Annotated in this window: 19 protein-coding genes and 1 tRNA gene; 7 read left to right on the top strand and 13 right to left on the bottom strand. The window is 75.0% G+C overall.

Going from position 1 to position 24,520, the window contains the following annotated elements:
* Positions 1–144 precede the first annotated feature (144 nt).
* Positions 145–972 (top strand): endonuclease/exonuclease/phosphatase family protein, encoded by an 828-nt coding sequence (locus ACI783_RS15110; protein ID WP_457141201.1) that lies wholly within the window; start codon positions 145–147, stop codon positions 970–972.
* A 13-nt stretch (positions 973–985) separates the two neighbouring features.
* Here ACI783_RS15110 and ACI783_RS15105 read toward each other — a convergent pair whose 3' ends face one another.
* On the bottom strand, positions 986–1,450 hold the full coding sequence (locus tag ACI783_RS15105; RefSeq protein WP_457141200.1) for an NUDIX domain-containing protein: 465 nt from the start codon (positions 1,448–1,450) through the stop codon (positions 986–988).
* A gap of 114 nt (positions 1,451–1,564) precedes the next feature.
* Between ACI783_RS15105 and ACI783_RS15100 the strand changes: the two genes are divergently transcribed.
* Together ACI783_RS15100 and ACI783_RS15095 are read left to right on the top strand one after the other, a co-directional pair.
* On the top strand, positions 1,565–1,918 hold the full coding sequence (locus ACI783_RS15100; RefSeq protein ID WP_457141199.1) for a VOC family protein: 354 nt from the start codon (positions 1,565–1,567) through the stop codon (positions 1,916–1,918).
* A gap of 89 nt (positions 1,919–2,007) precedes the next feature.
* A complete protein-coding gene (locus ACI783_RS15095; RefSeq protein ID WP_457141198.1) occupies positions 2,008–2,304 on the top strand; it encodes a hypothetical protein in 297 nt (98 codons plus the stop codon).
* Positions 2,305–2,374: 70 nt separating this feature from the next.
* On the opposite strand, the gene ACI783_RS15090 is transcribed toward ACI783_RS15095, so the two are convergent.
* The gene (locus ACI783_RS15090; RefSeq protein WP_457141197.1) at positions 2,375–2,974 is read right to left on the bottom strand and encodes a hypothetical protein; all 600 of its coding nucleotides are present in this window, start codon (positions 2,972–2,974) and stop codon (positions 2,375–2,377) included.
* Positions 2,974–4,668, bottom strand: coding sequence for a hypothetical protein (locus ACI783_RS15085; RefSeq protein ID WP_457141196.1), 1,695 nt, complete (start codon positions 4,666–4,668; stop codon positions 2,974–2,976). The genes ACI783_RS15090 and ACI783_RS15085 overlap by 1 nt, the downstream gene beginning before the upstream one ends.
* A gap of 230 nt (positions 4,669–4,898) precedes the next feature.
* Here ACI783_RS15085 and ACI783_RS15080 point away from each other — a divergent pair, with 230 nt between their 5' ends.
* Both ACI783_RS15080 and ACI783_RS15075 read left to right on the top strand, forming a co-directional pair.
* Positions 4,899–5,471 (top strand): LOG family protein, encoded by a 573-nt coding sequence (locus ACI783_RS15080; protein ID WP_457141195.1) that lies wholly within the window; start codon positions 4,899–4,901, stop codon positions 5,469–5,471.
* A gap of 11 nt (positions 5,472–5,482) precedes the next feature.
* Positions 5,483–6,607, top strand: a complete 1,125-nt coding sequence (locus ACI783_RS15075) for an NAD(P)/FAD-dependent oxidoreductase (RefSeq protein ID WP_457141194.1) — start codon at positions 5,483–5,485, stop codon at positions 6,605–6,607.
* Positions 6,608–6,611: 4 nt separating this feature from the next.
* On the opposite strand, the gene ACI783_RS15070 is transcribed toward ACI783_RS15075, so the two are convergent.
* The 6 genes from ACI783_RS15070 to ACI783_RS15045 all read right to left on the bottom strand — a co-directional run bounded on the left by ACI783_RS15070 (position 6,612) and on the right by ACI783_RS15045 (position 15,652).
* The gene (locus ACI783_RS15070; RefSeq protein WP_457141193.1) at positions 6,612–7,637 is read right to left on the bottom strand and encodes a GGDEF domain-containing protein; all 1,026 of its coding nucleotides are present in this window, start codon (positions 7,635–7,637) and stop codon (positions 6,612–6,614) included.
* An 89-nt stretch (positions 7,638–7,726) separates the two neighbouring features.
* On the bottom strand, positions 7,727–8,422 hold the full coding sequence (locus ACI783_RS15065) for a potassium channel family protein (protein ID WP_457079436.1): 696 nt from the start codon (positions 8,420–8,422) through the stop codon (positions 7,727–7,729).
* Positions 8,415–9,845 carry a TrkH family potassium uptake protein gene (locus tag ACI783_RS15060; RefSeq protein WP_457141192.1) on the bottom strand — a complete coding sequence of 477 codons (1,431 nt, stop codon included), beginning with the start codon at positions 9,843–9,845 and terminating at the stop codon, positions 8,415–8,417. Before ACI783_RS15060 ends, ACI783_RS15065 begins: the two co-directional genes overlap by 8 nt.
* Positions 9,846–9,882: 37 nt before the next feature.
* Entirely contained in the window at positions 9,883–10,911 is a 1,029-nt protein-coding gene (locus ACI783_RS15055; RefSeq protein ID WP_457141191.1) for a GGDEF domain-containing protein, read from the bottom strand.
* A 183-nt stretch (positions 10,912–11,094) separates the two neighbouring features.
* Positions 11,095–15,372 (bottom strand): ExeM/NucH family extracellular endonuclease, encoded by a 4,278-nt coding sequence (locus ACI783_RS15050; RefSeq protein WP_457141190.1) that lies wholly within the window; start codon positions 15,370–15,372, stop codon positions 11,095–11,097.
* Positions 15,373–15,565: 193 nt separating this feature from the next.
* Positions 15,566–15,652 (bottom strand) — tRNA-Ser (locus ACI783_RS15045).
* Between the two features lie 382 nt (positions 15,653–16,034).
* Here ACI783_RS15045 and ACI783_RS15040 point away from each other — a divergent pair.
* Positions 16,035–17,834 (top strand): helicase-related protein, encoded by a 1,800-nt coding sequence (locus tag ACI783_RS15040; protein WP_457141189.1) that lies wholly within the window; start codon positions 16,035–16,037, stop codon positions 17,832–17,834.
* A gap of 53 nt (positions 17,835–17,887) precedes the next feature.
* Here the strand turns inward: ACI783_RS15040 and ACI783_RS15035 are convergent, their stop codons facing one another.
* Complete coding sequence (locus ACI783_RS15035; protein WP_457141188.1) at positions 17,888–18,943, bottom strand: hemolysin family protein; 1,056 nt, start codon at positions 18,941–18,943, stop codon at positions 17,888–17,890.
* Positions 18,940–20,331, bottom strand: coding sequence for a hemolysin family protein (locus ACI783_RS15030; protein WP_457141187.1), 1,392 nt, complete (start codon positions 20,329–20,331; stop codon positions 18,940–18,942). Before ACI783_RS15030 ends, ACI783_RS15035 begins: the two co-directional genes overlap by 4 nt.
* A 261-nt stretch (positions 20,332–20,592) precedes the next feature.
* Between ACI783_RS15030 and ACI783_RS15025 the strand changes: the two genes are divergently transcribed.
* Positions 20,593–22,389: a phospholipase D family protein gene (locus ACI783_RS15025; protein WP_457141186.1), complete on the top strand. Its 1,797-nt coding sequence runs from the start codon at positions 20,593–20,595 to the stop codon at positions 22,387–22,389.
* A gap of 4 nt (positions 22,390–22,393) precedes the next feature.
* Here the strand turns inward: ACI783_RS15025 and ACI783_RS15020 are convergent, their stop codons facing one another.
* Positions 22,394–23,425, bottom strand: coding sequence for an ABC transporter ATP-binding protein (locus tag ACI783_RS15020; protein WP_457079412.1), 1,032 nt, complete (start codon positions 23,423–23,425; stop codon positions 22,394–22,396).
* Positions 23,422–24,501: an ABC transporter ATP-binding protein gene (locus tag ACI783_RS15015; protein ID WP_457141185.1), complete on the bottom strand. Its 1,080-nt coding sequence runs from the start codon at positions 24,499–24,501 to the stop codon at positions 23,422–23,424. Before ACI783_RS15015 ends, ACI783_RS15020 begins: the two co-directional genes overlap by 4 nt.
* Positions 24,502–24,520 lie beyond the last annotated feature (19 nt).

Here is a 24,520-nt window from a genome sequence, read left to right as displayed (position 1 = left end):
CCCCCCCCCCCCCCCCCCCCCCCCCCCCCCCCCCCCCCCCCCCCCCCCCCCCCCCCCCCCCCCCCCCCCCCCCCCCCCCCCCCCCCCCCCCCCCCCCCCCCCCCCCCCCCCCCCCCCCCCCCCCCGGACTGGTCTGATGGCCGGGTGCAGCTACGGGTCGGGACGCTCAACCTGGCCTCCGGCCGCGACGCCCGGGGCCGCTCGCTGGCCCCGGCGGCACTGCGCGAGGCACTGGGCCCAGTCGACGTCGACGTGCTCGCCGTGCAGGAGGTCGACGTGGACCAGCCCCGCTCGCAGCACACCGACCAGCCCGCCGAGGTCGCCACCGCCCTGGGCGCGACCGACTGGCGGTTCGCCGCCGCGGTCGCCGGCACGCCGGACCCGTTCCGCAGCTGGTCCCCGGCCGCGGTCGGCCTGCGGGGGCCGGAGCACGCCGCCGAGGGCCCGCACCACGGCCCGCACCACGGCCCCCACCACGGCCCCCAGTACGGCATCGCGCTGTTCAGCCGGCTGCCGGTGCGGCGCTGGTCGGTGCACGCGCTGGGCGCCGGCCGCGCGCGGCTGCCGCTGCAGGCCCCGGACCCCCGGACCGGCCGGAACCGGCTGTGGTGGTTCCCGGACGAGCCGCGGCTGGCGATCGCCGCCGAGCTCGACGGGTGCACGGTGATCGGCACCCACCTCTCCTTCGCCCCGCACACCGCGGTGCGCCAGTTGCTGCGGCTGCGCCGCTGGGCGGCCACCCTGCCCGGCCCGGTGGTGCTGGCGGGTGACCTGAACCTGATCGGGCCGCTGCCGGCCCGGGTCTGGGGCGGACGGCGGCTGGTGGCCGAGCCGACCTACCCGGCGCCGGCACCCCGCGTGCAGTTCGACCACCTGCTCGGCGACGCCGGCGCGCGGGCCGGCGACCCGCAGGTGCGTCAGCTGGCCTTCGGCGACCACCGGCTGGTCACCGCGACGATCGCCCCGCGCTGACCGGCCGGGCGACTCAGCCCAGCAGCGGCACGAGCACCGGCAGCGAGGCGGCCAGACCCGGGTGCAGCAGCACGCCGGGCAGCGCGGCGACCCGGAACCAGCCGACGCCGGCGCTCTCGTCGCTGAGCACGAGGTGCTCGGCGTCGAGCGGCCCGGCCGGCGAGGCGAGCACCGTGGTGTAGCGCCAACCGCCGTGGTCGTCGACCGACTCCGCGCCGAGCACCAGGTCCGTCCGGCGCAGGCCCAGCTCCTCCCCCGCCTCCCGCAGCGCGCCGTCGGCGGCGGACTCGGCCGGGTGCAGCGCGCCGCCGGGTGTGCCCCAGGTGCCGCCGTGGTGCGACCAGCCGACGCGCAGCTGCAGCAGCACCTCGACGCCGTCGGCGCCGTCGCGGTGCACCAGCAGACCGGCGGCTCCGGCCAGCCCCCAGTGCCGGTGCCCGAGCGCACAGGTGGTCCAGCCGTCGGTCGGTGAGCGCACCGCCGTCCTCTCGTCGTCGTGGTCCGGCCCGCCAGTCTGCCGCGCCGACGTGGCGGTTGCCGCCTGGTCCGCCGGGGCACTCGCGGGGCACGACAGATCGAGCAGAGGAGAGTCATGGTCAGCGGAGTGGCGAGCGTCTGGGTGCCGGTGAGCGACATGGACCGAGCCCGGGCGTTCTACCGGGACACCCTCGGGCTGAGCGAGACCAAGACGACCGAGGACTGGAGCGAGTTCAACGCCGGCGGCCTGATGATCGGCCTCAACGCGCGGGAGAACGCCCAGCCCACCGACGGGGGCGCGGTGATCACCTTCCAGCCCGACGGCGACCTGGACGGGGAGGTGGCCGCGCTGCGCGACAAGGGCGTGCAGTTCACCGGTGGGATCAGCGACCACCCGTGGGGCCGGATCGCGCCGTTCAAGGACTCCGAGGGCAACGACCTGCAGTTCTACGGCCCGCCCTCGTCCTGACGGCGGTGCCCTGACGACGGTGCCCTGACGGCGGCGTTCTGACGGCCCCTGCGCCGGGCCCGGGCCGGGTCCGGCGCAGGATGGGCGGCATGGAGACCGTGCAGCTGCGCCGCTACCAGCTCGAGCCCGGCCGGATGGCCGACTTCCTGGCCTGGTTCCCGACCCTGACCCCGGTGCGGGAGCAGTACGGCTTCCGGCTGCTGTTCGCCCTCGCCGACCACGAGCACGAGACGTTCACCTGGGCGGTGGCCCACCACGGCGACGAGGCCGAGTTCCGCCGGGTCGAGGCCGAGTACAACGCCTCCCCCGAGCGGGCCCGGGTGTTCGAGACCTTCCCCGCGTGCATCGCCACGATGGAGATCGGCTTCGCCACCCCCGTCGTCTGACCCCCAGCGTAGTAATGGCCATTTTCGCCCCTGGGAGGGAGGCGAAAATGGCCATTACTGCGGGCAGGGGTCAGTGGTCGCCGCCCTCGCAGCAGATGTGCGGGTTCTCCCTCTCGAACGGCGTGAACACCCCGCCGGCAGCCCGCTCGACCAGCAACGTCATCCGGCCGCCGGTCAGCTGCGGCCGCAGGAAGCCGTTCGGGCCGGCGTCGACGACGTCGTCCGGTCCGACCGTCGCGCCCACCGCCATGACCGCATCGACGGCGGTCCCGGCCACCAGCTCGGCCACCGGCACCCGCCCGCGGACGCCGTCGGCGCCCGGGAATCGGATCGCCCGCCCGGCCACCGCGGACGGCGCCTCGGCCAGCGCCGTCCGGGCCGGGGCGGCGTCGTCGTCGCCGTCCGGGGCCGGTGAGGCGGTGGGCTCGGCGAGGACCGGCCCGCCCAGCTCGCGGGCGAGCGCGGCCTGCGTCGCCGCCGGGTCGGCCGGCGGGCCGGAGAGCCGGATCGACACGCCCGTCCGCGGGTCCGCGGCGGAGCGGTCCACATGGGTGCAGACCAGCTCCGCCGCGGCCCCGGACCCGACGAGGGCCCGGTCGACGGCCGCCAGCAGGTGGGCGTCCGCGGGGTCACGCTCCACGGACGCGCCGCCCCACCAGAGGCCGCTCATCAGACGGCGTCGACGAAGACCGGGTTGGCGTAGAACCAGAGGTCCTCCCACGGGTTCGCGTCACCGACGACGTCGATGAGCGGGTTGCCGGCGGAGTCCATCTGCTTGCCGTCGCTGCCGCGCAGGCGGACGTAGAACGAGCGGTCCACGTTCTTGAACGTGTGCTCGAAGGTCCACTGCGCCCGGCCGCGCCCCACCTCGAAGGTCTTCACCACGCTGGTCTCCGGCGCGGTGAAGACGTCCCGGTCGCTGACCGGACCGGTGACCGGGCCGCTGATCAGGTCGACCTTCGCCAGCTTCGGCACGTCGCCGTTGGCGTTCGCGCCACCGGCCACCTTGACGGTGATGGTGACGGTCACGTCGCCGCCGCGGCGCACCCAGGTGCGGCCACCGAGGGTGGCGCCCTGCGCGTCACCGTGCTGGGCGGAGCGGACCCGCACGTCCAGGCCCTCGATGATCCGGCCGTGCACGGCGACGATCTTGCCGGCCTGCAGCGCCTGCATGACGCCCAGGTACGAGCGGGAGTCCGCCGCCACCAGGGTGCTGCTGTACTGGCCGGGCCAGAAGTCCCCGTACTGGGTGATGGGCCGGCCGGTGTCGACCGGGTCGCCCTTGGTGCCGTGGGCGTTGAAGTCCAGCGGGCCCTGGATGCGGGTGTCGCGGAAGACCCGGTGCGAGTCGGAGGTGGCGGTGACCCACCAGGGCTTGCCCTCGGCCAGCAGCGAGTCCCACATGCCGCCGACCGTGGCGGTCATCCAGTCGAAGCCGCCCCAGGTGCGGTAGGACTCCAGCGGGTAGCCGGGGAAGCTCGCCGACCCGGGCGAGCCGTCGTAGTAGCCGCGGGCGCTGCCGGGGCCGCCCTGCGACTCCGGGATGCCGGCGGCCTGGTGGCCCGGCGCGCCCTCCATGCCGACGGCGACCTGCGGGGCCGCGTCCCGCCAGTTGCGCATCTCGTGCGGGCTGTCGATGCCCTTGCGGCTGGGGTGGTTGGCGAACATCAGCGCCATCTCCACGCGCCGGTTGCGCACCTGGTTCTCCAGGTACTTGAGCGCCTCGATGGCGTAGGGCTCCATGTCGCCGCGGACGCCGTTCGCCGAGAGCACGCTGCCGTCGTAGCCGGCCTCGAAGGCCTTGAGGACGTCGACGGTCGCGTCGCCGGGCGGGAGCATCACGGTCGCGTGCTCGGCGTTCGGGATGTTCCACTCCAGGCCCTGGTAGATCATCGTGCCCGCGTACTGGCGGCGGACCCGCTCGATCTCCGGGGTGATCTTGTCGATCGAGAGCTTCTGGTGCGCGACGCCACCGTGGTCGGTGATGACCATCCAGTCCAGGCCGTACTGCCGGCCCTTGATGACCTGGGTCAGCACGTCGTACTGCGCGTCGGGCGAGTACTGGGTGTGGATGTGGTGGTCGCCGGCGAGGTAACGCATCCCGCTCTTCCACGGGTTCGTCGTCGTGCCGCCGTCGGCGGCGCGCGCGACGCCCTGGCCGACGCCGGCGACCCCGCCACCGACGGCGGCAGCGGCACCCGCGACGGCGGCCGCGGTGGCCAGGAAGGCCCGGCGCGAGACCGACAACGGGTCGTCGGCCTCCGGGTCGGCCCAGGTGCCCTCGACCCCGGCGACCTCGCCGTGGTGGTGGTCGTGGTCGTGGTGGTGGTGGTGACCGTGTCCGTGGTCGTGACCGTGGCTCATCAAGTGCTCCCGCATGGTCGGTGCCGCATCCGTCGGCGGGGACTCTGCGGTGCGCTCGCCACGAACGGGTGACACGGAGTGCCACAACGGGTGAACACCTCCGGACGCACGGCCACGCCTGCTGTGGTCGACCCGACAGCGTCCGGCTGATCGCCCGGCTCGCGCACTGGTGCTCTGCTCACCAGGGGTGAGCAGAGCACCAGCGAGCGCGCCCCCCTACCGTGGTCGGCGTGCGCATCGCCGTCTTCACCGGCTCCCAGCCCGGCCCGCAGAGCCACCAGCGGGCCGCCGCCGCCTTCGCCACCGACCTCGCCGAGGCGGGGGTGGGCATCGTCTACGGCGGCGGGCACGTCGGGCTGATGGGCGTCGTCGCCGACGCCGCGCTGGCCGCCGGCGGCGAGGTGGTCGGGGTGATCCCGCAGCACCTGGTCGACGACGAGCTGGCCCACCCCGGCCTGCCCCGGCTGGAGGTCGTGCGGACCATGCACGAGCGCAAGGCCACCATGGCCGACCTCGCCGACGCCTTCGTGGCGCTGCCCGGCGCGGCCGGGACCCTCGAGGAGCTCTTCGAGGCCTGGACCTGGGGGATGCTCGGGCTGCACGCCAAGCCGACGGCGCTGCTCGACGTCGACGGGTTCTGGCAGCCCCAGCTGGCCCAGCTGCAGCGGATGGTCGACGACGGCTACCTGGCGGCCCACCGGCTCGCTGCGCTCGGGGTGGTGCACGACGCGGACGGGCTGCTGGCGTTCGTCGCGGGCTACGAGCACCCGGCCCGCAAGTGGACCCCCACCCCCAGCGCCTGACGAGGCCCGGCATGCCGCCCGTGGAGCAGGTCGACGTCCTCGTCGTCGGGGGCGGGCCGGCCGGCGCCGCGTGCGCCGCGGCAGCCCGCCGGGTGGCGCCGGACGCCGACGTGCTCGTGGTCGACCGGGCGGACTTCCCCCGGGACAAGGTGTGCGGTGACGGCGTCGCCCCGGAGGCGCTGGACGTCCTCGCCGCCCTCGGGCTGGACGTCGCGGCGCTGACCGACGGCTTCCCCGGGGTGCCCCGGCTGCGGCTGACCGGGCCCGGGGGCGACGTCGTGGAGCGGGCGACCCGCCGTCCGTCCGTGGTGGTGCCGCGGGCGGTGCTCGACGGCCGGCTGCTGGCCCAGGTGCTGGACGGCGGGGTGCGGTTCGTCCGGCACACCGTGCGCTCGGTGACCGACCGGGGCGACTCCGTGGACGTCGACGGCCGCTTCCGTGCCTCCGTGGTGGTCGGCGCCGACGGGGCGGAGTCCGTCGTCCGGCGGGCGCTGGGCGTGCCGGCGAACCGGGGCGACCGGCTGGCCGTGGCGATCCGCGGGTACGCGCCCGAGCCGCCCGGTCAGTCCGGCGTGCAGGTGGTGACCACGACCGACCAGCGCTGGCCGGCCTACGCCTGGTCGTTCCCGATCGGCGACGGCCGGGCCAACGTCGGGTACGGCGAGCTCGTCTCGGGCGGGGTCACCCGGGCCGGGCTGGTCGCCGGGCTGCACCGGCTGCTGCCGGGGGTCGCGCCCGAGCAGCTGCGCGCCCACCGGCTGCCGCTGTCCACCGGGCACCCGCGCACGCCCGACGGCCGGGTGCTGCTGGCCGGCGACGCGCGCTCGCTGGTCAACCCGCTGACCGGCGAGGGGATCTTCTACGCGGTGCTCTCCGGTGCGCTCGCCGGTCTCGCCGCGGCGCACGGCGCCCGGGCCGGGACGGTGCACCGGGCGATGCTGGCCCGGCGGCTGGGCGGGCACCTGCGCTCGGTCCGGGCGGCATCGCAGCTGTCCCGCTGGTCCCGGCTGATGGACGGCGTCGTCCGCGCCGCCGCCGCGGACGGGCAGGTGTTCGACGACGTCGTGGCGCTCGGGCTGGCCGACGGCCGGCTCACCGCCCGCACGCTGGCCGCCACCGCCCGCCGGCTGCGGTGACCGGTCAGGCGGCCCCGGCGAGGGCGACCCGCCCGCGGCCACCGCGCTTGGCGGCGTACAACGCGGCGTCGGCGGCCGCGTAGAGCTCCTCCAGCCCGGTGGCGTGCACCGGCGCGTGCGCGACCCCCAGGCTCACCGACAGCGCCAGCAGCGAGCCGTCGGGCAGCCGCACCGGGGAGGCGCGGACGGCGTCGAGCACCTCGGTGGCCCGGCGGGTGGCGACGTCGGGCGGGCAGCCGGGCAGCAGCACCGCCAGCTCGTCCCCGCCCATCCGGCTGAGCACGGCGTCCCCGGCGCGGACCACGCTGCGCAGCACCCCGGCCACGTGCACGAGGGCGTCGTCGCCGACCGGGTGGCCGTGCTGGTCGTTGATCGCCTTGAACGAGTCGACGTCGACCAGCACCAGCGCGGTGCCCTGCGGGTGCAGCGGGGCGGTGAGGGCGCCGGCCAGCGCCTCGTCGAGCACCCGGCGGTTCACCAGGCCGGTGAGCGAGTCGACGCTCGCCTGCCGGTGCAGCGCGGCGACCAAGCGCTCCTGGACGTCGCCGGCGCGCACGAGCATCAGCGAGATCACCACCAGCACGCTGCCGAAGAAGACCAGGTCGGTCAGCGCCGGTTCCAGCGGCAGCAGCACCAGCAGGACGGCGGCGTCCAGCAGCACCGCGGCGGTGGTGACCAGCGCCACGGCGGCCCGGCGCAGGTGCGCGGCGACCCAGAGCACCGGGAAGCACAGGAAGGCCTGCGCCGCGGCCGAGGGGTCGTTGGTGACCACGTTCATCGCGCAGACCAGCACCACGCCGAGCAGACCGAGCCAGGCGAAGGCGCCGTGCCGGTCCAGCCGCTCGGCCGGGACCAGGAGCAGCACCGCGCCGACGGCGACCAGCAGCGCGACCGTGCTCCAGGACGCGGCGCGGGTGGTGACGCTGACCGAGTTGGGTCCGAAGGTGGTGAAGACGGCCACGACGACGGCGACCACGGCGATGATGGGCAGCGCCGTGCGCGCGGCGGCCCGCGGGTCGCGGGCCCTCATCGCCGTCGGCAGTCGCACACCTGGTCAACGACACCGGGGGCGGTCCACTGTGCCCGACCGGCCCCGGGCCGCCCCGAAGTGGTGAGGCCTCAGGCCAGCTGGCTGAACTTCTCGGCGAGCTTGGTCCGGCCGGCCACGATGATCACGTCGTCGGGTTCCAGCACGGTATCCGCGGTCGCGTAGGTGAACCCCTCGCCGGGGCGCTTGACCGCCACGACCGTCACCTGGTGCCGGGTCCGCACGCCGGTGTCGCCCAGCCGCCTGCCGATGGTGTCCGCCGGCGGCCGGGTCTTGACCATGGCGAAGTCGTCCTCGAACTGGATGTAGTCCAGCACCATCCCGCGGACCAGGTGCGCCACCCGCCGGCCCATGTCGTGCTCGGGGTAGATCACGTGCGGGACGCCCAGCTGGCGGAGGATCCGGCCGTGCGGCTCGCTGAGCGCCTTGGCCCACAGGCCCTCGATGCCGAAGCTGAGCAGCAGCGAGGTGGTGAGGATGCTCGCCTCGACGTCGGTGCCGATGCCCACCACGGCCAGGTCGAAGTCGGGCACCGACAGCTGCCGCAGCGCCTCCTCCTTGGTGGAGTCGGCCCGCACCACCTGGGTGAGCCGGCCGTTGAGCTCCTGCACGATGTCCGGGTCGGCGTCGATGCCCAGCACCTCGGTGCCGGCGGCCATCAGCTCGAGCGCCAGCGCCGAGCCGAACCGCCCGAGGCCGATGACGACGACGGCGTTCGACGGGGCCCGCCGGCCGCCGGAGCGGCGGGAGTGCAGCCAGTCAGCCAATGACGGGTCGCTCCTTCGGTAGTTCGTAGGCCTGGGTGCGCTGCCGCAGGGCCAGCGCCGAGGCCAGGGTGATCGGGCCGAGCCGGCCGATGAACATCAGCGCCACCAGCAGCACCTGCCCGAACGCCGGGAGGTCGGCGGTGATGCCGGTGGACAGTCCCACGGTGGAGAACGCCGAGACCACCTCGAACAGCACCCGGTCGAGGGTGAAGGGGGTGGCGACCAGCAGCGCCAGCACCGGGAGCCCCACGGCCATGACCGACAGCAGCACCACGGTGATCGCCTGCCGCTGCACCGAGCGCGGCAGCCGCTTGCCCAGCACGTTCACCGCACCCTCACCGCGGATCTCGGTGAGCACGATGAAGACCAGCACGAAGAACGTGGTCACCTTGATCCCGCCGGCCGTGCCGGCGGGCCCGCCGCCGATGAACATCAGCACGTCGGTGGCCAGCCAGCTGGCGGGCTCCATGGCGCCCACGTCGAGCACGTTGAAGCCGGCGGTGCGCGGCATGACGGCGGTGGTGAACCCGGCCAGCAGCTTGCCGGGCACCGACAGCGGGCCGAGCGTCGCCGGGTTGCGCCACTCCAGCGCGGTGAGGAAGACGGTGCCGACGACGAGCAGCACCCCGGTGCCCAGCAGCACCAGCCGGGTGTTCATCACCCACTTCCGCGGCACCCGCAGGTCACGGCGCAGCTGCATGAGCACCGGGAAGCCGAGCCCGCCGGCGATGACGGCGGCGTTGATCGGCAGGCAGATCCACGGGTCGGTGGCGAACGGGATGAGGTTGTCGGAGAACAGCGCGAAGCCGGCGTTGTTGAACGCGGAGACCGCGTGGAAGACGCCGTTCCACAGCGCCTCGGGCAGGCCCTGGTTGTAGCCGAGGGCGAACCGTGCGGTGAGCAGGACGGCGACCACCGCCTCGAACCGCAGGCTGATCGTGGCGACCCCGACGACCACCCGGCGGATGTCGCCGACGTCGATGCTCTTGGTCTCCGCCGCGGCGTTCAGTCGTGCGCGGAGACCGAGCCGGCGGGCGAGCACGAGGCCCAGCACGGAGGCCAGGGTCATGATCCCGAAGCCGCCCACCTGGATCAGCCCGAGGATCACCGCCTCGCCGAACCCGGTCCAGTAGACGGGGGTGTCGACGACCGTCAGCCCGGTCACGCAGACCGCGGAGGTGGCGGTGAACAGCGCCTGGAGCAGCGACGGGCTGCCCTCGGGCACGCTGGCGATCGGCAGCCAGAGCAGCAGGGTGCCGATCGACACCGCCAGCGCGAACGCGGCGACGACCACCTGCGCGGGGTGCCGCAGGTGCGGCCAGCGACGCCAGCGGCGCCAGCGGGAGGGCAGGTCGCCGCCGGCCCCCCGGGAGCGCGCACGGCGATCGGTGCGCTGCGTCCGGCGGCTCGTCGGCGCGGGCACGGACGAGACTGTAGAACTCGGGCCGGGAGGCCGGTGGTCAGGCCCCGGCGACGGCGAGCTGGTCGCGCCCGCCCCGCTTGGCCCGGTAGAGCGCTTCGTCAGCGGCGGCGTAGAGCCCGCTCGCGTCGCCGTCCGCGTCGACGTGCGCGACCCCGAGGCTCACCGACAGCGCCAGCAGCGACCCGTCGGGGAGCTCCAACGGGGTGGCGCGCACCGCCTCCAGCACCTGCCGCGCCCGGCCCACCGCCGCCGTCGCGGAGCAGCCGCGCATCAGCAGGGCCAGCTCGTCACCGCCCATCCGGCCCAGCACGGCGTCCGACCGGCGGACGGCGCCGGCCAGCACGGCGGCGACGTGTGCGAGGGCGGCGTCACCGACCGGGTGACCGTGCACGTCGTTGACCGCCTTGAAGCGGTCGATGTCCACGAGCACCAGGGCCGTCCCGGGCGGGGTGCCCACCGCGCCGGCCACGGCGTCGTCGAGGGCCCGCCGGGTGACGAGCCCGGTCAGCGCGTCGATGGTGGCCTGCTGCTGCAGCACCCGGACGAGCTCCTCACGCCGTCGCTCCGCGCTGACCAGGACGACGGTGAGCGTGATCAGCGCCGTGCCGGTGAACAGCGAGTCGGTGACCGCACGGACCGGGTCGGCGAGCAGCAGCGTCACCACCGCGTTGCCGGCCACGGCCGCCGTGGTGACCAGCGAGGCGGCGACCGCCCGGAACTTCGCGGCGCCGAGCAGGGTGGGCATGACCAGGAACACCTGGGCCGCCGCGGAGGTGTCCCCGGTGGCGAGGTTGGTCGCGTTGACCAGCACCGCCCCCACCAGCGGGATCGCCAGCAGCCCACCGTGCGCGTCCAGCCGGCCGGCGGGCACCAGCCGGCAGGCCAGCACGCCGCACAGCAGCAGGGCCACCGCGGTCCAGCAGGCGATCTGCCCCGGGACGGTGCGGTTGACCGGGTCGAGCACGGCGGCGCCGGCGACGACGACGGCGCTCGCCGCGAGCACCACGACCGACGCCCGGGCGGCCGCGACCGCATCCCGGGCGCGGAGGGAGGGAGGAAGGGCCACGGGATCGAGATCGGCAGGAACGGGTGACGCCTGAGGACGATCACCCGACCGGGTGGGAGCAGCGCCTGCCCGGGACGGCGACGAGGACGGGCCCCCGACCGCAGTCGGGGGCCCGTCGTCGTGCTCACCCGGTGGCGCACCGGGTCGGCGCGTCACCTCGGTCGGGCGGTGCGCCCCGGCCGGTCAGCCCAGCCAGCCGCGCAGCAGCTGCCACAGCCAGCCCAGGAGCTGGCCCACGAAGCCGCCGCCGACGCCGCCGCCGTTGCCGCCGCCGTTGCCCGGCTTCGGCTTCTCGGTGACCTGCACCTCGACGCTCGCGGTCGTCCCCGAGGTCGCACCGGTCGCGGTGACCTCGACGGCGCCCACGCCCACCGACCTCGGCACCGTGACCCGCGCCGACGCGGCGCCCTCGGCGTCGGTGCGCACGTTGCCCAGCCGCTTCCCCCCGACGGTGACCACGACCCGCTCCTCCGGACCGAAGCCGGTCACCGAGAAGGTGACCTTGTCACCGTGGGCGAAGGTGGTCGGCGAGACCGTGACGGTCGCCGGCGCCTGCGGCTCCTCGGCCTCCCCGACGGTCACCCGGTCGGTGAAGCTCTCCGGGCTGAGCGGCGAGTTCTCCTCCAGGTAGCTGCGGAAGGCGTCGAAGTCGATCAGACCGGTCTGCTCCGTGGTCCCCTCGGCGAAGGTGGTGAAGTTGTCACCGCCGGAGGCCAGGAAGCTGTTGGTCGCCACCCGGTAGGTGGCGTCCAGGTCGATCGGCTCCCCCGAGATCCGGATGCTGTCGACGATGATCCGCTCACCGGCGGGCGCCTCCGGGTCGTAGGACCAGGTCAGCTCCTCGGAGGTGCCCAGGGCCAGGAACGGCCGCGAGCTGCCCTCGGGCTGCCACTGCTGCTCCAGCACCTCCACCAGCTGGGCGCCGGTGAGGCTGACGACCACCAGGTCGTTGGCGAACGGGGTCACCTCGTTGGCCTCGGCGAGGGTGATCACGCCGTCCTCCCCGTACAGCAGGTCGGCCCGCAGGCCACCGGGGTTGACCAGGCCGAGGTCGGCCGGCTCGATCGCGCTGTCCGCGGCGCCGGAGACGTAGCTGTCCGCCACCAGGCCGCCGAGGGCCGAGTACGACCCGCGGTCCTCGACCTGCTGGCCCTCCGGACCGGTGGTGAAGGCCCGGGTGATGTCGGCGGTGATCGAGCCGACGACCTGGCTGCCGATCTCCTCGGCCACCGCCTGAGCGGCCGCGACGGTCTCGGCGACCTCGGCGAGGCGCGGGTAGGCGGCGACCAGCTCGTCGGCCGGCACCTCGGTGAGCGTCAGGTTCTCCACCGTCGAGGAGGTGACCTCACCGGTCGCCTCGTCGTAGGAGAGCACGATGCGGCCGAGGTCCGCGGCGTAGGAGCCGGTCTGGATCACCGGACGGGTCTCCTCGGTGCCGAGGACCGGCGCCTGCCAGGCGTAGGTCTGGTGCGTGTGCCCGGTGAAGATCGCGTCCACGTCGGCGTCCGCGCCGTTGACGAGGGCGGCGAACGCGGTGTCGGCGGCGAGCTCGGCCTCCAGCGTGCTGGTCGCCTCACCGGCCGGTGCGCCCTCGTGGGCGAGCAGGACGATCACGTCCGCCTCGTCCCCGACCCCGTCGGTGAGCTCGTCGACCACCCGGTTCGTGGCCTCGACCGGGTCACCGAACGTGATGCCCTCGATGCCGGCCGGGGAGACCAGCGAGCTCGTCTCCTCGGTGACGACGCCGATGACGCCGACCGTGACGCCCTCGGCCTCCAGCAGCGCGTACTCCGGCAGCGCCGGCTCGCCGTCGGCGCCGTAGACGTTGGCGCCCAGGTAGGCGAAGTCGGCCAGGCCGCTCTCGCCGTCGACCCCGACGCGCTCGGTCAGGTCGGCGAAGCCGCGGTCGAACTCGTGGTTGCCGACGGCCGAGGCCTGCAGCCCCATCTCGTTGAGCACCTCGAGCGTGGGGGCGTCCTGCTGGCTGGCGGAGACGAACGGCGAGGCGCCGATGTTGTCCCCGGCCGACAGCAGCAGGGTGGCGTCGACGTCGTCCCGGGCCCGCTGCTCCTCGACGGTGCCCGCCAGGGCCACCGCGTCGTCCAGCCGGCCGTGGAAGTCGTTGATGCCGAGCAGCTGCAGGTCGACCGTGCCGTCGTCCTCGCCGTCGCCACCGCCACCGGTGCCCGGCTCACCCAGGTCCAGGCCGACGACGATCGGGTCGTGGTCGGACGACCGGAACGGGTCGTCGTCGTACCAGCCGGGGTAGCCGTCGTACTGGTAGCCGTAGGACTCGACCGAGTTGATGTTCCAGACGTCGACGCCGGTGACGTCCCCGACCAGCGCCGGCGAGCCGAACGCGTGGTCGAGAGAACCGACCCGGCCCGAGTAGACGTAGCTGCTCTCCCCGGGGGCGAACTCCGCGGCGAGGTTGGTGTAGTCGGCCTCGGTGAGGACGTCGAGCGGGTCCTCCATCGTGTAGCTGTTGAAGTCGCCGATGAGCAGGACGTCGTCGGCCGCGCTCTCCAGCGACTCGACGAAGGCGACCAGCCGCTCGGCCTCGGCGACGCGGGTGGCGTTGGCGTTGCCCTGGCCGTCGCCGGTGTCCTCGTCACCCGGGCGGGCCAGCGAGGGCACCGAGCCCTTGGACTTGAAGTGGTTCACGACGACCGTGAACTCCTCGCCGGCCGCGCGGAAGGTCTGCGCGAGCGGCTGGCGGGCCCGGCCCACCCACTCCTCGTCGGTGTCGACCACCGACTCGCCCACCAGCTCCACGGCGGCGGGCTGGTAGATGAAGGCGTTGCGGATGACGTCCTGGTCCTCGACCGGCGGCAGCACCGCCGGCGAGGGCACGAACGCCCAGCGCTCCTCGCCGGCCGCGGCGTTCAGCGCGGCGGTGAGGGCGGCCAGCGCCTCGTCGCGGTCCTCCCCGAACTTCACCGAGTTCTCGATCTCCTCCAGGGAGACCACCTCGGCGCCCAGCGAGTTGATCGCCGCGACGATCTTGGCCTGCTGCTCCGCCAGTTCCGCGGCGTTCTCGGCGCCACGCGCCTCGCCGCCGAAGGTGGTGAAGTAGTTGAGGACGTTGAACGAGGCGACCTGGACGTCGCCACCGACCTCCTCGGGGGCGTCGGTGCGCGGGTTGCTGTCGTCGAAGACGGCCTTCCCGCTGGTCTCCGCGGTGACGACGGTGGCCGGCTGGGCGCGCCAGGCGTCGTACCGGTAGTCCAGGACGTAGGGCACGTCGCCGAAGGAGGTGAGCCGGTCACCGACCCGGATGGCGTCCTCGAGGGAGCCGTAGCTCGGCTCGAGGCCGGCGTTGGCGAGGTTGGTGCTGCGGCCGTCGTCGAGCAGGAGCACCCGCTCGGCGTTGGCCTCCTCGTACGCGATGGCCTCCGCGCCCGGCTCGACGACGTCGGTGGCCTGGCGCAGCGGCTCGGTGCCGGTGGCCAGCATGACCTCGCCGAAGCGGTTCAGGTTGTAGACCTCGGTGACCGTGTAGTCACCGGTCGGCTGGATGAGCATGCCCTCGAGCGACTCGCGGGCGGCGGCGTCGGTCTGCGCCCAGTCGATGCTGACCGGGGCGGGCAGGGCGGCGTCCTCGCTGCAGAGCGCGACCGCGCTCGCCTCGACCTGGGTGAGGCCCTGGTACTCCGCGACCACGCCGGTGACCTGGACGGCGTCGCCGATCTCGAGGCCGTCGGTGGCGCGGAAGACGTTGACCGCGGTCGAGGCGTCGCCCGGCGTCGCGGCCGGGTCCTGCACGAAGAGGCTGCCGAACCCGTCGGGGCTGGTCGTCACGACGCCGGCGACGGTGACCGTCTCGCCCACCAGCGGGCTCTCGTCGCCGGTGCCCTGCACGTCGGTGATGGCGGTCAGGCCGTCGGTGGCGCAGTCGACCGGCTCGGGCTCGGGCTCCGGCTCGGGCTCGACGACCGCGTTGGCGGCGCCGAAGGTGTTGGTGTCGGTGACCACCCAGGCGCCGTCGATCAGCTGGATCGAGCCGTCGGCCGGGCTGGCGCTGCCCTCGGTCACCCCGACGTCGGTGGAGTCGACCGGCTCACCGTCGATGGTGCCGGTGAAGGCGCCACCGTAGGAGAGGAACTGCACGACCGTGCCGGCGGCGTCCACCAGCGCGATGCCGTCCGGGTTGCCGTTCTGCAGGCCGGCGAAGTCGACGACCACCGTGCCGGACTCGCCGACGACGCCGGACAGCGTCTTCGTCGCGTAGGGGGCACCACCCTTTCCGTTGACGCCGACGAGCGTCCAGCCGGTGAGGTCGGTGCCCGGCTCGGCGGTGACCTCGACGCGCTCGTTGGCGTCCGCCCCGCTGTTGTCGTAGTGGAACTCGCTGATGAACGGGCTGCCGGCGGGCGGCTCGAGCGCCAGTGCGGGGGACGCACCGAGCAGAGCACCCCCCACGGCGACGGCGGTGACGGCGGCGACCCTGCGCGCTGTCATCGAGTGGGCGAACGGCACGGATGGCCTCCCGGGTGGGACGGATCGGTACGACGCCGAGGACTGTCACTCATCCGTGTGAACGGCGCGTGACGACATGGAAGCAGGCCGTCGTCGATACGAACAGGTCCCGTTCACCTCCGGACCCGGGGAGCCCCGTGCACCGCGCGGCCGGTGCCGGGCGCGGACGGGCGAGCGGAGGGCGTGGGATTCGAACCCACGAGGAGCGTGAACTCCTAGCGGTTTTCAAGACCGCCGCCATCGGCCACTAGGCGAGCCCTCCTGGCGCACCCGAGGCTAGCGTCCCCGGTGCCACGGCCGACCGACGCCGGGCGAGCGAGCCGGTCCTCGCCCGCCGCGACCGCCACGACCCCTCGCCGGGGCACCGCCGATCGGGTGCTCAGCGCCCCGGTGACCCCACAGCGCCCACGATCACCGCCTAGGATGTCGGTGATCGCCTCCACCTCGACCCGGCCGGGTACACGGTGCCCGCCACCGTCCCGACCCAGCCGTCCCGCCCCCCACGGCGGGCGCTCGGGCCGGGGAGGGAGGGCCCGGCCCAGTGCCGGGCATGTGTCGGAGGCGTGCGTTGTTGTACCGAGCAGGTCCGCGACAGCGCGGCGACCTCCCCGGCTCTGTCCCCCATCGAAGGACTCCCCCTGTCTGTGACCGCCCCAGAGCAGTCCCCCGCCCGCCGCGAGCAGTCCCCTGCCCGCCGTCGTGAGCGCACCTCCGGCCGCGAGGCCGCCGCCCGCGAGGCCGACCGCAAGGCCGCCCGCGACGAGAAGACCGCCCAGCAGATCTGGGTGGACGGCGCCGCCCCCGAGCTGCCCACCCGCACGGTGCGGCCCGAGTCGGTCGTGTTCCACCTGGGCCCCACCAACTCCGGCAAGACGTACGAGTCGCTGCAGGCGCTGGCCGCCACCGGCTCCGGCGTCTACGCCGCCCCGCTGCGCCAGCTCGCGCACGAGGCCTACGCCAAGCTCTCTGCCCAGCTGCCCGCGGGCATCGTCGGACTCTCCACCGGTGAGGAGGAGATCGACCCCTTCGCGCCGATCGTCTGCTGCACCGTGGAGAAGGCCCCGATGCGCGGCGAGCTGCTGGTGCTCGACGAGTCGCACTGGGTCGCCGACCCCGACCGCGGCCACCACTGGGCCCGGTTGCTGCTGACCGGCGAGTTCCGCGAGATGCACCTGATCTCCGCCGCCGAGGCCTACCTGCTGCTCAAGCCGCTGGTCGCCGACGCCGCCTCGATCGAGGTCGTCAACCACAAGCGGCTGTCCCGGCTCGACGTGCTGCACGCCCCGGTCAAGCCCGCAACCGTGCGCCCGCAGACGCTGGTGGTCGCCTTCTCCCGGAAGACGGTCTACGCCGTCGCCGCCGAGCTCGACCAGCACCGGCCGGGCAAGGTCGGCGTCCTCTACGGCGCGCTGCCCCCGGCCACCCGCCGCGAGGTGATCGAGAAGTTCACCGACGGCGAGTTCGACGTGCTGGTGACCACCGACGTCATCGGCCACGGCATCAACGTCCCGGCGACGACGGTGCTGTTCGCCGAGACCAGCAAGTTCGACGGCGTCGAGGTGCGCCCGCTGCGCAGCTGGGAGGCCGCGCAGATCGCCGGCCGCGCCGGCCGCTACGGCCTCACCGGGCACGGCAGCGTCGGCGTCCTCACCGGGGTGGCCGGGCTCAAGCCGGTGCCGGCGCTGGTCGCGAAGGGCGCGACCGTGGCCCGCGGCGACGAGATGAGCGACCTGCCCAAGCGGGCGCCCCGGCTGCGGCCGGAGCTCGCCGACCTCGGCGCCTTCGAGGCCGTCGACCTGCCGGAGGCGCTCACCCGCTGGATGGCCTGGGCCCGCCGCGCCACCCGCGACACCGGCATGACCGCCGACGACGTCACCCCGCTGATCCTGCGGGTGCACGCCCTGCTGCCGCTGCTGCGCGGCCCGCTGGGCGCCGCCGGCGACCTGGAGACGGTCTGGCGGTTGGTCAACCTGGCCATCGACTACAACCCGCCGCGGCGGATCCGCTGGCTCACCCTGGCCCGTGCCGCGCTGCGGCAGGCCGTCGGGCTGCCGGTGGCCGCCGAGACGGTGCTGCCCGACGTGCCGCGCGGCGGGTCGGTGGAGGACTACGAGCAGGCCGCTGCCGCCGCCCGTGACGCGCAGACGTTGCTCCGCCAGTTCCCCGGCGTCGCCGGGCTCAGCAGCGAGGACGCCGCCTGGGTCGAGGAGGAGTGCGCGGAGAGCATCAGCGAGCTGCTGCCCGACGCCATCTCCATCGGCCGGTCCGGGAAGTGCGCGGAGTGCGGCACGGCGATCGCCCCGTGGTTCAGCACCTGCCGGCCGTGCAGCTCCCGGCCCGCCGGCCGCGGGCACGACGGCGGCCGGTCCCGCGACGGGCGCCGTCCCGGCTCCCGCTCGGGCTCGCGCCAGGGCCGGCGGCCGACCCGCTCCGGCCGGGGCTGACGCCCCCCGCCTCCTCCGCCCACCCCGGTGAGCGGAGGAGGCGGTCCGATCTCCTACCGGCGGCCGGCGGCCACGGTCTGGGCCGCATCGCGCACCTCGCCGACGAGCTCCTCCAGCACGTCCTCCAGCGCGACGACCCCGGCCGTCCGGCCCTCGCCGTCGCGGACCACCGCCAGGTGCGCCCCCTCGCGCTGCATCGTCGCCAACACCTCCCGCAGCCCCTGGCCGGTCGTGGCGATCGCCAGCCGCCGGATGCGGGCCGGATCGACCGGGGCGTCACGCTCGGCGGCCGAGGCGGCGAGGAAGTCCTTGAGGTGCACGTAGCCGGCCAGCTCCCCGTCTTCACCGACCACGGGGAAACGGGAGTAGCCGGTGGTCGCGCAGAGCCTCTCCAGCTCCCCGACGGTGATCCCCCGGGGAACGGTGACCAGGTCCGCCGTCGGGATGGCGACGTCCGTGGTGCGCTGCTCGTCGAAGCGGAGGGCGCCGGTGAGGAGCTGGTGCTCGCGCTCGTCGAGCAGCCCCTCCCGGTGCGACTCCCCGATCAGGCCGGTCACCTGGTCCCGGGTGAAGGTGGACGTGACCTCGTCCTGCGGGGTCACCTTCAGCAGCCGGAGCACGAGGTTGGCCACCTGGTTGAGCAGCCAGATCAGCGGGTGCAGCGCGCGGACGACCCAGTAGAGCAGCGGGCCGAGCAGCAGGGCCGCCCGCTCCGGCCCGGCGAGCGAGATGTTCTTGGGCACCATCTCGCCCAGCACCATGTGCAGGAAGACGACCACGGCCAGCGCGAGGGCGAACGCGATCGGGTGCACCAGCGCCTCGGGCACGCCGGCCGCGGCAAACGGCCCCTCCAGCAGGTGGGCGACGGCGGGCTCGCCCACGGCGCCCAGGCCCAGCGAGCAGACCGTGATGCCCAGCTGCGCGCCGGCCATCATCAACGAGACGTGCTCGATCGCCTTCAGCGTCGTCCGGGCGCCGCGCACCCCCTCGGCCGCGCGCGGCTCGATCTGGGTCCGCCGGGCGGAGACCAGCGCGAACTCCGCCCCGACGAAGAACGCGTTGCCGGCGAGCAGCGCCAGCGCCACCAGGACGGCCACGGTGTCGCTCATCGGTCGACCCCCTCTGCGGTCTGCTGCGCCGAGACCGCGGTCGCGCCCCCGGTGCGCCGCAGCCGGACCCGGTCGACGCGGTGGCCGTCCAACCGGGTCACCGTCACCTCCACCTCGGTCGGCACCGGGACGCCGTCGGCGTCAGGGCGGGTGACGTCCCGGGCCGGCAGGAGGACGCGGTCGCCGACCTCGGGCAGCTTCCCCAGCCGCTCGGTCAGCAGCCCACCGAGAGTCTCCGACCCCTCGCCCTCGGGCAGCTCCAGCCCGGCCGCGTCGCCGGCCTCATCGGGCCGGAGCAGCCCGGAGAGCACCCACGACCCGTCCGGCGCCTGGCGCTGCCGGTGCACGGGCGCGTCCTGCTCGTCGTCGATCTCACCGACGATCTCCTCGATGAGGTCCTCCAGGGTCACGATGCCCGCGGTGCCGCCGTACTCGTCGACCACCACCGCCAGCTGCAGACCGGGCTCCCGCAGGGTCTCCAGCAGCGGGTCGAGCTCCACCGTCTCCGGCACGGCCCGGACCGGCACCATGACCTCGCCGACCGTGCGGGTGGCCCGCTGCGCCGGCGGCACCCCCATGGCGTGCTTGAAGTGCACCACCCCGACGACGTCGTCGACGTTCTCCCCCTCGACCGGGAACCGGGCGTGGCCGGACTCCGCGGCCAGCGCGAGCAGGTCGGCGACCGGCTGGTCGGCGCGGAGGAAGCGGACCCGCGGCCGCGGCGTCATCGCGTCGGCCGCCGTCCGGTCACCGAACTGGATCGACCGGGCGATGAGCTCGGCCGTGCCGGCGTCCAGCGTGCCGGCCTGGCTCGACCGGCTGACCAGCGACGCCAGCTCCTGGGGTGCCCGGGCCGAGGCGAGCTCCTCGGTGGGGGTGATGCCCATCGAGCGCAGCAGGCGGTTGGCCGACCCGTTGAGGAAGGAGATCAGCGGGCGGGCGGCCGCGGTGAACGCGCGCTGGGGCCCGGCCACGAACTTCCCGACCCGGGTCGGCTCGGCGATCGCCCAGTTCTTCGGGACCAGCTCGCCGAAGACCATCTGCGCACCGGTCGCGACCGCGAGCGCCAGCCCGACCGAGATCGCGGTCACCGCCCCGTCGGCGAGCCCGGTCAGGCCCAGCGGGCCGCGCAGCAGGGTGGCCAGGGACGGCTCGGCGATGAACCCGACGACCAGGCTGGTCACGGTGATCCCCAGCTGGGCGCCGGAGAGCTGGGTGGACAGCGACTGCATCGCCTTCACCACGCCGGCCGCCCGGCCGTCGCCGGCCGCCGCCTCCCGTTCCAGGGTGGCCCGGTCGGCTGCGATCAGCGAGAACTCGGCGGCGACGAAGAGCGCGTTCGCGGCCACCAGCAGGACCGCCGCGAGGAGCAGCAACCACTCGATCACCGGCTGCCGCGCCCTGGTACGTCGTGGCACAGCGCACGGCAGCAGCGCGACGTCACGGTGTTCCCTCCTCCTGGGGGCTCCGACAGCCCATCGCCTCCATGCCCACGGCCCGGCGTCCTCACCCCTGGTCGGCGGCACCGCCCCGCACCACGCCCGAGCGGACCGCCGGGTTCCACGGTAGGACTGGAGCTCGCCCGCCCCGATCCGCGCAGGCCTGCGCCGGACGCCCGGGATCCACCGACCACGGACGGAGCCGCTTGGATGGCCGGCCAGACCCGCCGTGAGGACGCCGCGCCGGACTGCGGCGGTCTCGGCGACGAGGCGCCCAGCCGGCTGATCGGCCTAGCCCACCGGCTGGAGAACGGTCTGCGGGGCCGACTGGCCCGGATCGCCCGGCGGCGGGGCCGGCGCGACCCGGGGATCCACCGGGACTCCGCCCGCCTGGACGCCGCGCCGGACCTGCCGCCCGCGGCCCCGGCCGGGCTGGCGGACTGGTTCCTCACCGCCGCCGAGCGGGGCAACGACTCGACCCGCCTGCAGCCGTGGACGGAGGGAAACGTCGTGCGGCCGCTGGTCGACGGCCGCACCTACCTCGCTGCCCTCGCCGAGGCGCTGGCGGGCGCCGGCCGCGGCGACCACGTGTACCTGACCGGCTGGCGCGGGGACACCGACGAGCTGCTCACCGACGACGGCCCGACGGTGGGGGAGGCCCTGTCCGACGCGGTCCGCCGCGGCGCCGTGGTGAAGGGGCTGATCTGGCGGTCGCACCTGGACACCCTGGAGTTCTCCGCCGAGCAGAACCGCGACCTGTCCCGGGACGTCAACGAGACCGGCGGGGAGGTGCTGCTGGACCAGCGGGTCCGGCCGCTCGGCAGCCACCACCAGAAGTTCGTCGTGGTCCGGCACCGCGACCGCCCGGCCGACGACGTCGCGTTCGTCGGCGGGCTCGACGTGGCGCACAGCCGCCGGGACGGCGCCGCGCACGACGGCGACCCGCAGACCCGGCCGTTCGCCGCGGCCTACGGCGACACCCCGGCCTGGCACGACGTCCAGGTCGAGCTCCGCGGGCCCGTCGTCCGGGAGGTCGAGGCGGTGTTCCGGGAGCGCTGGCAGGACCCCGCCGAGCTGTCCCGGATGCCGTGGCACGTGCTGCCCGACCTGCTCCGCGGCCAGGACCGCGAGCCCTCGTCCCTGCCGGAGGCCCGGCCGGCACCGCCGGCCGAGGGCACGTGCGCGGTCCAGCTGCTGCGCACCTACCCCAACCGCCGCCCCGGGTACCCGTTCGCCCCGGACGGCGAGCGCAGCGCGGCCCGCGGTTACGCGAAGGTGCTGGCCCGGGCCGAGCGCCTGGTCTACGTGGAGGACCAGTACCTCTGGTCCACCGACGTCGCCCGGGTGTTCGCCGCGGCGCTCCGCGCCAAGCCCCGGCTACAGCTCGTGGTCGTCGTGCCGCGGCACCCGGACAAGGACAGCCCGCTCAGCGTCCTGCCGATCACCTACGGGCACCGCCGGGCGCTGGAGATGGTGCGGGCGGCCGGCGGCGACCGGGTGCAGGTGGTCGACGTGGAGAACCGGCGCGGGGTCCCGGTCTACGTGCACGCCAAGGTCTGCATCGTCGACGACGTGTGGGCGACCGTCGGCAGCGACAACTTCAACCGCCGCTCCTGGACGCACGACTCGGAGCTCACCGCCGCCGTCGTCGACGCCGAGCGCGACGCCCGGGAGCCGGCCGACCCGGGTGGGCGCGGCGACGGCGCGCGCCGCTTCGCCCGGGACCTGCGGCTGCGGCTGATGCGCGAGCACCTGGAGCGGGCCGACGGCGACGACGGCGACCTGGTCGACCCGGACGAGGCCGCCGCGGTGCTGCGGCGCGGCGCGGCCGCCCTGGACGCCTGGCACGCGGGGGGACGGCGCGGGCCGCGTCCCCCCGGCCGGCTGCGCCCGCACGTCGTCGCCGATCCGCCGTGGTGGAAGCGGCTGCTCGCCGCACCGGTCTACCGGGTCGTCATCGACCCCGACGGCCGGCCGCTGCGGCTCCGGGCCCGCCGGCGCATGTGAGCCCTCAGGCCGGCGCCGCGCCGGCCTCCTCGGCCACCGGCGTCCCGGCCACGCCGTGCAGGTGGCAGGCGGCGAGCTGGCCGGGCACGCCGGCCGGCTGCAGCGCCGGGTCGACGTCGTCGCAGGGCTCGAAGACGTACGGGCAGCGGGTGCGGAACCGGCAGCCGCTGGGCACCGCCGCCGGTGACGGGACGTCGCCGCGGAGCACGATCCGCTCCCGGCTGCGCTCCACCGACGGGTGCGGCACGGGGACGGCGGACAGCAGCGCCTGCGTGTAGGGCATCTGCGGCTCGCTGCCCACCGCCGCGGCCGGCCCGACCTCCACGATCCGGCCCAGGTACATGACCGCGATCCGGTCCGAGACGTGCCGCACGGCCGACAGGTCGTGGGAGATGAACAGCAGGGTCAGCCCCAGCCGCCGCTGCAGCCCCCGCAGCAGGTTGAGCACCTGGGCCTGCACGCTCACGTCGAGGGAGGCGATCGCCTCGTCGCAGACCAGGAAGTCCGGCTCCCCGGCCAGGGCCCGGGCGATGCCGACCCGCTGCCGCTGACCGCCGGAGAACTCGTGCGGGTACCGCCCGGCCACCGCCGGGTCCAGCCCGACCAGCTCCAGCAGCTCCCCCACCCGGGCCGCGCGCTCCCGGCGTCCGGGGTGCAGGCCGTGCACCTCCAGCGGCTCGGCGACCGTCTGCGCCACGGTGCGCCGCGGGTCGAGCGAGGCGAACGGGTCCTGGAACACCATCCCGGCCCGCCGTCGCATCCGGCGCAGGTCCCGGGCGCTCAGCGAGGTGACGTCGGTGCCGTCGAAGGTGACCGTGCCCCCGGTCGGCTCGACCAGCCGCAGCAGCGCGTTGCCCAGCGTCGACTTCCCGCAGCCGGACTCGCCCACCAGGCCCAGCGTCTCCCCGCGGCGGATCTCCAGGTCGACGCCGTCGACGGCGCGGACCGCGCCGGTGGTCCGGCGCAGCACGCCGGAGCGGATCGGGAAGTGCACCTCCAGGCCGCGGGCGGAGACCAGCACGTCGTCGTCGCTCACGATGCCTCCTCCCGGCACCAGGTCGCCGCCCGGTGCAGCAGGCCTCCGTCTCCGCCGAAATGGCCATCTTGGCGGGCCCCGGTCCCGCCAGAATGGCCATCTCGGCGGGACGGGACGACGGCGAGCGGCGGCTGCTCGGTCTCGCACCGCGGGTCGGCGCGCACCGGGCAGCGCGGCCAGAACACGCAGCCGTCCGGCAGGTCGGTGGGCGCCGGCGGGGTGCCGGGCACCGTGGCCAGGTCGGGCACCGAGCCGTCGGCGCGCGGCTCCGCCAGGTCGGGCAGCGCACCCAGCAGGCCCCGGGTGTAGGGGTGCGCCGGGTGCTCGAGCACGTCGTCGACCGTGCCGTCCTCCACGCAACGCCCGCCGTACATGACCAGCACCCGGTCGGCGATGCCGGCGACCACGCCCAGGTCGTGGGTGATCCAGACGACGCCGGTGCCGTGCTCGCGCTGCAGCCGCTCGATCAGCTCGATGATCTGCGCCTGCACCGTGACGTCGAGGGCGGTGGTGGCCTCGTCGGCGATCAGCAGCGCCGGGGAGCTGCTCAGCGCGATCGCGATCATCACCCGCTGCCGCATGCCGCCGGAGAGCTCGTGCGGGTAGCGGTCCAGCGCCTTCGCCGGGTCGGGCAGCCCCACCTCCGCCAGCAGCTCGGCCGCGCGCGTGCGGGCGGCGGCCTTCCCGACCTCGTCGTGCGCGCGGATGCCCTCGACGAGCTGGCGCCCGACGGTGAGCACCGGGTTCAGCGAGGTCATCGGGTCCTGGAAGACCATCCCGATCCCCGGCCCGCGCACCTGGCGCAGCCGGTCCGGGGGCATGGTCAGCAGGTCCTCACCGTCCAGCCGGGCCGCCCCGCTGACGGTGGCGACCCCGTCGGGCAGCAGCCCCATCAGCGCGAGCACCGAGACGCTCTTGCCGCTGCCGGACTCCCCCACCACAGCGACCGTCTCGCCGCGGCCGACGGTGTAGCTGAGCCCGTTGACCACGTCGGCCGGTCCGCGCGGGGTGCGCAGCCGCACCCGCAGGTCCTCGACCTCCAGCACCGGCTGTCCGCCACCCGACGACTGGCTCACTGCGTCACCTGCTCGCTCC

Source organism: Modestobacter sp. SYSU DS0511, assembly GCF_054050755.1.
This window is presented reverse-complemented; position numbering and strand designations above follow the sequence as displayed.

Excerpts from the sequence above, each read along its gene's own strand:
- ACI783_RS15070 (WP_457141193.1), bottom strand. The coding sequence starts at position 7,637 with ATGAGGGCCCGCGACCCGCGGGCCGCCGCGCGCACGGCGCTGCCCATC.
- ACI783_RS15035 (WP_457141188.1), bottom strand. The coding sequence starts at position 18,943 with ATGAGCGACACCGTGGCCGTCCTGGTGGCGCTGGCGCTGCTCGCCGGC.
- ACI783_RS15100 (WP_457141199.1), top strand. The coding sequence starts at position 1,565 with ATGGTCAGCGGAGTGGCGAGCGTCTGGGTGCCGGTGAGCGACATGGAC.
- ACI783_RS15075 (WP_457141194.1), top strand. The coding sequence starts at position 5,483 with ATGCCGCCCGTGGAGCAGGTCGACGTCCTCGTCGTCGGGGGCGGGCCG.
- ACI783_RS15025 (WP_457141186.1), top strand. The coding sequence starts at position 20,593 with ATGGCCGGCCAGACCCGCCGTGAGGACGCCGCGCCGGACTGCGGCGGT.
- ACI783_RS15090 (WP_457141197.1), bottom strand. The coding sequence starts at position 2,974 with ATGAGCGGCCTCTGGTGGGGCGGCGCGTCCGTGGAGCGTGACCCCGCG.
- ACI783_RS15085 (WP_457141196.1), bottom strand. The coding sequence starts at position 4,668 with ATGAGCCACGGTCACGACCACGGACACGGTCACCACCACCACCACGAC.
- ACI783_RS15095 (WP_457141198.1), top strand. The coding sequence starts at position 2,008 with ATGGAGACCGTGCAGCTGCGCCGCTACCAGCTCGAGCCCGGCCGGATG.
- ACI783_RS15050 (WP_457141190.1), bottom strand. The coding sequence starts at position 15,372 with ATGACAGCGCGCAGGGTCGCCGCCGTCACCGCCGTCGCCGTGGGGGGT.